The organism is Metabacillus sp. YM-086 (genome assembly GCF_048059995.1).
Classification (GTDB): domain Bacteria; phylum Bacillota; class Bacilli; order Bacillales; family Bacillaceae; genus Metabacillus; species Metabacillus litoralis_B.
In genome coordinates, this window is record NZ_JBLUOI010000133.1 from 1 (window position 1) to 7,827 (window position 7,827).

A 7,827-nucleotide genomic window follows, 5' to 3' on the forward strand; every position below is an offset into this window, starting at 1 on the left:
TCTTGCTGTAATTGATCTTTCTTCTCTCCACCATGCATTTTAAGAGCTCTTATCGTTGCCACAATGACCACAGCAGAAGGGGTAAGCTCTCCAATTCTAGATTTTATATTAAGAAATTTTTCTGCGCCTAAATCAGCACCGAATCCAGCTTCCGTTACTACGTAGTCTCCTAGCTTTGTTGCCATTTTAGTCGCAAGCAAACTATTACACCCATGTGCGATGTTCGCGAAGGGTCCACCATGAATTAGAGCCGGTGTATGTTCGATTGTTTGAACAAGATTTGGCTTTATTGCTTCCTTTAATAGAAGAGTTAAAGCACCTTCAACACCTAAATCGGCCACTGTAACCGGCTCTTTAGAATATGTATATCCGATTACTATTCTTGAAAGTCTCTCTCTAAGATTATCTAAACTGCTAGCTAAACATAAAACAGCCATGATTTCAGAAGCTACCGTAATATCGAAATGGTCTTCTCTTGGTATGCCATTTGTAGATCCACCTAAGCCGATGGTAATATTTCGAAGAGCTCGGTCATTTAAATCTAATGCTCGTCTCCATACAATTCTTCTAGGATCGATATTCAAATCATTTCCGTGGTGAAGATGATTATCAATAAATGAAGCTAATGCATTATTTGCTGTCGTAATTGCGTGTATGTCACCTGTAAAATGCAAGTTTATTTCATCCATAGGAAGAACTTGAGAATAGCCACCACCTGTAGCTCCACCCTTTAATCCCATTGTTGGTCCGAGCGAAGGTTCTCTCATGGCAATAATCGCTTTTTTATTTAGTTTGTTAAGTGCTTGACCCAAACCCACTGTTACTGTTGACTTTCCTTCTCCAGCCGGGGTTGGGTTAGTTGATGTAACCAAAATAAGCCTTCCAGGTTCTTTCTCCTTTAATCTTTCTAGAACATCAAGAGAAATTTTAGCCTTATATTTTCCAAATAGCTCTAATTCTTCTTCCTTTAAATCTAAATGATGATCGGCTATTTGCTGAATTGGTAAAAGTGGTGTTTCAAGGGCAATTTCGATATCTGATTTAAATTTTTGATGACTATTCACTGTTTTTTCCTCACTTTGTTGTTAAAATGATCTTTAGAATATATTACCATACATCCTTATCCATCAATCAATATGTCAAATTATTAATGGAGAAAAACTATTATTTGAAATATATAAATTGAATTATTTTTCTAAACTTTCTATAATAAAGAATCAGTCATTTATCATATTTATCAATTATTGTTATGACAAAAATATAAAGTTTATTTCGGAGGTGTTTTCTTTGCCAATCAATATTCCAAATCACTTACCAGCGAAAGAAATCCTTGAACAGGAAAATATCTTTATTATGGATGAAAATAGAGCATACTCTCAGGATATACGTCCTTTAAATATTATCATTCTAAATATCATGCCTGAAAAAGAAAAAACAGAAACACAATTGTTACGACTATTAGGTAACTCACCTTTACAGTTAAACATTACATTTTTACGACCTGAAACACATAAATCAAAAACAACTGCAATGGAGCACTTAAAGGAATTTTATACAACTTTTAGACATATCCAGCATAAAAAGTTTGACGGGATGATTATTACTGGAGCACCAATTGAGCATTTAGAGTTCAATGAAGTCTCATACTGGCCTGAACTTCAAACAATTATGGACTGGACTAGAACAAATGTTACCTCAACTTTACATATTTGTTGGGGTGCCCAAGCAGGACTTTACCATCACTATGGCGTAAATAAATATCAATTGGATAAAAAATGCTTTGGAATTTTTGAGCATGAAATTGTAGATCCAACAGTAAAATTGGTAAGAGGTTTTGATGACCTTTACTTTGTTCCACACTCTAGACATACAGATGTATTAAAAGAGGAAATTGAACGAGTTAAAGAGCTTCAAATCCTTTCGTATTCCGATAAAGCAGGAGTTTGTTTAGTGATGTCACAGGATGGTAAACAAATCTTTTTAACAGGGCACCCTGAATATGAATTAACTTCATTAAAAGATGAATATGAACGTGATCTTTCAAAAGGCCTGGAAATCGAGATGCCAGAAAATTATTTTAAAAATAACGATCCTAAAAATAGACCGATTCAGTGTTGGAGGTCACATGCGAACCTACTATTTGTGAATTGGCTGAACTATTACGTATACCAAGAAACACCGTATATTTGGGATTGAAAGTCTCGTAAAATATTTATGCAACTTTAAAAATTCAATATTTTTACAACCACTTTACATCTTAAGAAATACTTAATAATTGCTTTATAAAAAAGTAATAATTATATGGTAATCTTTAAGACAAATTGAGTTCATATTTTACATATAGTTTGATATGAACTTTTTTTCTTGTAATGATCCGTTTCTTTACTAGATTGAGGTGAAAATGTTGAAAAGAAATTCGAAGGTGTTAATTTTGACAGCTAAATATGGCAATGGTCATGTTCAAGTTGCAAAAACATTAGAAGATAAGTGTAAGCAGATGGGTTTTAGCGACGTTATTGTGTGTAATCTCTACTCGGAATCTTTTCCCGTTTTTTCAGAAATTACCCAATACTTATATTTAAAAAGCTTCTCAATCGGAAAACAATTTTATCGTCTTTTTTACTACGGAGTTGATAAAATTTATAACAAAAGAATGATGAACCTGTATTTTAAAATGGGGCACAGACGTTTGCATCAAATCGTGACAAGTGAACAACCTGACATGATCATTAATACTTTTCCAATGATTGTTGTTCCTGAATATCGTCGCAAGACTGGTACAGTGATTCCGACATTTAATGTGCTAACTGATTTTTGTTTACACAGAATTTGGGTTCATGAAAATATTGATAAATATTATGTTGCCACAAATCATGTTAAAGAGAAACTTTTACAGCTTGGCATCCATCCAAGCACAATAAAAGTCACAGGAATACCTATTCGTAAACAATTCGAAGAAAAAATGGAATTAAATGAAATCTATGAAAAGTACAAGTTAGATCCTGATAAGAAAACATTACTTATCGTTGCAGGTGCACATGGAGTTTTAAAAAATGTTAAGGAATTATGCCAATCTTTCATTAACCAAAGTGAAAATATCCAAACTGTCGTTATTTGTGGAAACAATATTTTACTAAAAGAAACGCTGGATCCTCTCGCTACTCAGTTTCCTGAGCAATTTAAAGTATTAAGTTATGTTGAGCGAATTGATGAGTTATACCGAGTTGCTTCATGCATGATAACAAAGCCAGGAGGGATTACTCTAACAGAAGCAACTGCAATTGGGTTACCTGTTGTCCTTTTTAAACCTGTTCCCGGTCAAGAAAAAGAAAATGCCCACTTTTTTGAAGATAATTCTTCCGCAATTATTATTAATCAAATTGAAGATATTTTTGATGAAGTAAATCAATTATTGGCAGATGATCAGAAACTACAAAGAATGAGAGATAATATTAAAAAGCTACACGTGCCTAATTCTGCAGATATTATTATTGAGGATATGATAAAAGAAGCTTCTTACATTAGAGATAAAAAAGTAATGGCGGGCTCCGTCAACTATTAGTATCTTAAACGGATGAGAGGTTTACCTTACTATCTGGAGGCCGAAATGGATACAAGTACTCACATAATAATGGGATTTGGTTTAGCTGGTTTAGCTTATATAGATCCTGCTGTTGCCGGTAGTCCTGAATTAGCACAAGCTATTATGATTGGTACGGTTATAGGATCAAATGCGCCAGATTTTGATTACGGAATTAAACTTTTAAAAGGTAATGGCATGTATATTGAGCACCATAGAGGTGCCTCTCATTCCATCCCTGCCCTTTTTCTTTGGACAGTACTTGTTTCATCTATTACGTTTCTTTTTTTTAAGGACGTTTTATTTTTCCCTTTACTTTATTGGACTTTTTTAGCTGTTATCTTACATGTTGGATTTGATATTCTAAATGCTTATGGTACCCAAGCTGCTAGACCATTTACAAAAAAATGGTTGTCATTAAACTTTGTCCCGTTATTTGATCCATTTATCATCTTGGTTCACCTAATTGGTTTTTCATTTTGGACTGTTGGAATTCATTCTGGATTTGTTTTTTTATGGGGATATTTAGTGATTATTGGTTATCTTGTTGTTCGTTTTTTCATATCACAAAAAAACAAAAAGCAAGTTATTCAATCGATGGATAATAAAGGAATCTGTACAATTGTTCCAACTGTATGGATTCGCAAATGGCATGTTGTTTACGAAACAGATCAAATTTATTATGTTGGTATTCTTGATAAAAATGGTCTTCATCTTATCCATACTTTCGAAAAACATGATCAACTTTGTCCTTATATTAAGGCTTCCCGGGACGATCATAATGTAAAACATTTTCTAGCAAATTCAGGGCATGTTCATGCCATGTATGTACCTCAGCCAAAAGGTTATGAAGTCCGTTGGATTGACCTAAGATTTCGTCATAATCACCATTACCCATATATGGCAGTGGTTAAACTTGATAAGAATCTTCAAGTTATCTCTTCATATACAGGGTGGATTTATCAGTCAAAGAAGCTGCAACAAAAGCTTGTGCCATCAAAAAGCAATGCTGTACAAATGTAGTGGTGTTTCTAAAAAAAGTCCGGTTATTTGACCGGACATTTTTTCTCTCATTTTTAAGAGATCTTTTGTTTAAGGAATATATTTTCACATTCTACAAAAAATAATTCCTGTATGATAAACCATTACTCATACATAGATTTAGGAAATATTTCTTAACAAGAGGAGGATTCTAATGACAAAAAAATATAATAAAGGTAGTAAAAATCAAAACTCACCACAAAACGGAATGAATCAAATGGAGTTTGCTGAAGAACATATTGCAGGAGACAATAGCAAAGGAAACAAACGTAATAAAGATCAAAGAGACAAAACAAGAATGGAATAAATAAATTTCCACATACAAAAGGCGGGTTACCCCCGCCTTTTAACCTTTTATTACTCTCCTAGGCCTTCTGTAGTAATAGCGCGTTCAACAGCTTCTAGTGCTGCTTGTTCATCGCTACCACTAGCTGTAATTGTCACTTTTGTTCCCTTTGAAATACCAAGTGACATTACACCCATAATTGATTTTAAGTTAACTGTACGACCATTAGCCTCTAAGTTAACATCAGCTGTAAATGAATTTACTGCATTCACTAAAGCTGTTGCTGGTCTAGCATGTAGACCTGCTTCACTTGTAATTGTAAACGATTTTTCTACCATTTTTAAATCCCCCCTTCACATTAGTACTTTGGAAAGATGATTATGTATTCATCTTTACTCGCCAAAATCTTTTGACATGTATCATCACTATTATAAACTTTTTTTAAAAAAAGTGAACTAAATTTTCCATTAACTATTGTCTCTTTTAGCCTATTTTATATACATGATCCAATGGTATTTCATGATGAATATGTAACGTAATAGTATCAGTGTTCATTCGTTCTACAACGATAAAATTTTCTTCGTGATCTTGAATTAAGATGATCGAAGATTTTCTCAAATACAGTAATTTATTTCCTACTTTAACAATAGCTTGATAAGCCCTATTAAACTCTAAATCATCTATTTTTTTTGAGGATGTAATAATGATGCTACTTCCATTTAAATCAAACTTACGCATAAGACCACTCCATACTTTTTAATCATTATATGCTTGTTTTATGTAAGTATTATCTGTTCCATAAATGTAAGTTTCTGAAAGTTTTGTTAAAACATTTTTCTTGACCTTGACGGTTATCTTTAGATTAGTGTATAGTTAAATTATCATTAAGCTGAGTATATATTGTAATAATACATCTCAGAAATCTATCATCCTTGTTAAAATCTACATATCATATTCATTAATGATAAAATTTTTTTTAGCACCACCCGTGCTACAGTATTAGGAGGATTAAGTACTATGCAAAACGGTAAAGTAAAATGGTTTAACAATGAAAAAGGTTTTGGATTCATCGAAGTTGAAGGCGGAGACGATGTATTCGTACACTTCACTGCAATCCAAGGCGATGGTTACAAATCATTAGAAGAAGGTCAAGAAGTTTCCTTTGAAATCGTTGAAGGTAACCGCGGACCACAAGCTGCTAACGTTACAAAGTTATAATCACAAGATCTCATATATGTGATTTAACCATAAACAACTAGATTTAAAAGAGGCTGGATTTCTCCGCCTCTTTTTTGCGTTTATTATTTTTTCAAAACATAAGTGGATAATATGAGTTGACCCTTCAGTTTTTATTTGCTCTCATTTATTTTGTCATGCCAGACTTCTGACTGATCAATAAATATTCGATTGCTTTAACATTTTGCTTAATACTTTTTTCAATCCTACTAACCTCATTCGAATTGAATATATTCGCGTTGTTCGCTATAAAGACCAATTTATCAAGATCCTTATAAATTTCAGAAAATGCCTCTTTAATAGATGAATCTAACGGCTCAGTTGCCATAGTGAATCTCTCCTCCACCAATAAAATTTTGACAGATATCTAGTCAAAATGATTTATATTAATCCTATATTTTTACAATATTTAATCCTATTTTCATTTTAACATGACACCTTCATTTGTGATAGAAAATAATTTTGTTTTTTTTAACGAATATTTCAAGTTAATAATCAAAAACTAATGATTGGAGGTGTTTTATATGGATCAAATAAATCATACTGGATTAATTAGTGGAATGAATGATTTAGGACAACTCGAAGCATCTGTAAAAGCAGCACAAAAAATGGTTGGAGCTGCAACAATGCAATTAGATCCGGAAGCTCTACAACATGCAGAAAATGCAATAAGAGATGCGAAGGAGATTATGAGTCGCACGAATGAAACAGGTGTTGATTCTGATTTTGTGAATAAACAACAACAACTGTTACAACAGTGTGAGCATCAATTATCAGAAGCTAGAAAATAAAAGCAATTAACTACAAAAAAATCCGCTATATGGCGGATTTTTTTGTTATTAAAAGGTGTGTTGTATTTAACTATAGGTCATGATTTGCTTCATGCTTTCAGTTTGTAACTGTAACATGTTACAACAACTTCTTACCAACTTCTTTTATTTTCTCACCAACAGTACATTTATTAATACAAAAAGAATGTGCATAGCTTTTTCCATACTCTTCTCTAAAATGCTTTTTTAATAAACAATTCACACAATAAGTATCAATGATTTCACTAAGTTCTTGTAGCGTTTGCTTTTTACTCATGTTCTTCAACGTCCTCGTTTATGATCATTTTACTTCTTATTTCGATTCCTTCCATCGCTTGGGTTGCTAGCTTATCTGCTTCGGTATTTTCTTTTCTCGATACCGGTTCATAGGATGCAGTTATTTTTAGTTTCTTTAATTTGCCTTCTATGCGATCTAGCCAAATATTAAATTCTTCTTCATAACAAGGCCATTCACCTGATAGTTGGTTTAAAACTACCTGCGAGTCGCCCTTGAACAATACTTTTTGTTTTGTTATTCCGTTTTCCTCAAGAACATCCACCAAATAATGAAAGGCAGCGTATTCTGCTTCATTGTTTGATTCCATTTCTTCTGCTTTTTCATTCATTCGAATTCGATATCGATTTCCATTTTGCGTGTAATAAACCACTGCACCAAATCCAGCCAATTTTGTGCTTTTATGAAATCCTCCATCAAAAAAGGCAACAACATCATGTGGTTCATCTTTAACAATTTCTTTTAATTTTTTAAGCTCCTTAAGAGTCCATGACTGGCCATCCTCTGAGAAAAATGAAAGGTTCTTAACTCTTCCTGTTTGAAGAAAATCTTCAGCAAAAATAATGGATTCATTTAAAGA

At 32.9% G+C, this 7,827-nt stretch carries 12 protein-coding genes; 6 read left to right on the forward strand and 6 right to left on the reverse strand.

The annotated features are described in order from the left end of the window. A partial coding sequence (locus ACEWK1_RS26740; RefSeq protein ID WP_416636828.1) for a formate--tetrahydrofolate ligase occupies window positions 1–1,064 on the reverse strand: 1,064 nt, incomplete at its 3' end. A 223-nt stretch (window positions 1,065–1,287) separates the two neighbouring features. Between ACEWK1_RS26740 and metA the strand changes: the two genes are divergently transcribed. The 4 genes from metA (at window position 1,288) to ACEWK1_RS26760 (ending at window position 4,928) form a co-directional block, all read left to right on the forward strand. Beyond that, window positions 1,288–2,196, forward strand: coding sequence for a homoserine O-acetyltransferase MetA (gene metA / locus ACEWK1_RS26745; RefSeq protein WP_121662515.1), 909 nt, complete (start codon window positions 1,288–1,290; stop codon window positions 2,194–2,196). 208 nt (window positions 2,197–2,404) lie between these two features. Beyond that, a complete protein-coding gene (locus ACEWK1_RS26750; protein WP_121662516.1) occupies window positions 2,405–3,562 on the forward strand; it encodes a diglucosyl diacylglycerol synthase in 1,158 nt (385 codons plus the stop codon). A gap of 45 nt (window positions 3,563–3,607) precedes the next feature. Further along, the gene (locus tag ACEWK1_RS26755) at window positions 3,608–4,603 is read left to right on the forward strand and encodes a metal-dependent hydrolase (protein ID WP_162987398.1); all 996 of its coding nucleotides are present in this window, start codon (window positions 3,608–3,610) and stop codon (window positions 4,601–4,603) included. Between the two features lie 172 nt (window positions 4,604–4,775). Further along, on the forward strand, window positions 4,776–4,928 hold the full coding sequence (locus tag ACEWK1_RS26760) for a hypothetical protein (protein ID WP_162987399.1): 153 nt from the start codon (window positions 4,776–4,778) through the stop codon (window positions 4,926–4,928). 50 nt (window positions 4,929–4,978) lie between these two features. Here the strand turns inward: ACEWK1_RS26760 and ACEWK1_RS26765 are convergent, their stop codons facing one another. Together ACEWK1_RS26765 and ACEWK1_RS26770 are read right to left on the reverse strand one after the other, a co-directional pair. Continuing rightward, complete coding sequence (locus ACEWK1_RS26765) at window positions 4,979–5,245, reverse strand: phosphocarrier protein HPr (RefSeq protein ID WP_098797430.1); 267 nt, start codon at window positions 5,243–5,245, stop codon at window positions 4,979–4,981. Between the two features lie 145 nt (window positions 5,246–5,390). Beyond that, window positions 5,391–5,645 (reverse strand): hypothetical protein, encoded by a 255-nt coding sequence (locus ACEWK1_RS26770; RefSeq protein WP_121662518.1) that lies wholly within the window; start codon window positions 5,643–5,645, stop codon window positions 5,391–5,393. A 279-nt stretch (window positions 5,646–5,924) separates the two neighbouring features. On the opposite strand from ACEWK1_RS26770, the gene cspD reads away from it, so the two are divergent. After that, a complete protein-coding gene (cspD, locus tag ACEWK1_RS26775; RefSeq protein WP_046590248.1) occupies window positions 5,925–6,125 on the forward strand; it encodes a cold-shock protein CspD in 201 nt (66 codons plus the stop codon). Window positions 6,126–6,270: 145 nt separating this feature from the next. On the opposite strand, the gene ACEWK1_RS26780 is transcribed toward cspD, so the two are convergent. Further along, a complete protein-coding gene (locus ACEWK1_RS26780; RefSeq protein ID WP_098797432.1) occupies window positions 6,271–6,471 on the reverse strand; it encodes a hypothetical protein in 201 nt (66 codons plus the stop codon). 196 nt (window positions 6,472–6,667) lie between these two features. On the opposite strand from ACEWK1_RS26780, the gene ACEWK1_RS26785 reads away from it, so the two are divergent. Beyond that, window positions 6,668–6,934 carry a DUF2564 family protein gene (locus ACEWK1_RS26785; RefSeq protein ID WP_121662519.1) on the forward strand — a complete coding sequence of 89 codons (267 nt, stop codon included), beginning with the start codon at window positions 6,668–6,670 and terminating at the stop codon, window positions 6,932–6,934. Window positions 6,935–7,052: 118 nt separating this feature from the next. Here the strand turns inward: ACEWK1_RS26785 and ACEWK1_RS26790 are convergent, their stop codons facing one another. Continuing rightward, window positions 7,053–7,229 carry a zinc-finger domain-containing protein gene (locus tag ACEWK1_RS26790; RefSeq protein ID WP_098797434.1) on the reverse strand — a complete coding sequence of 59 codons (177 nt, stop codon included), beginning with the start codon at window positions 7,227–7,229 and terminating at the stop codon, window positions 7,053–7,055. Next, window positions 7,222–7,827 (reverse strand): reverse transcriptase-like protein (locus ACEWK1_RS26795; RefSeq protein WP_416636829.1); only part of this gene is annotated, 606 nt, incomplete at its 5' end. The genes ACEWK1_RS26790 and ACEWK1_RS26795, both read right to left, overlap by 8 nt.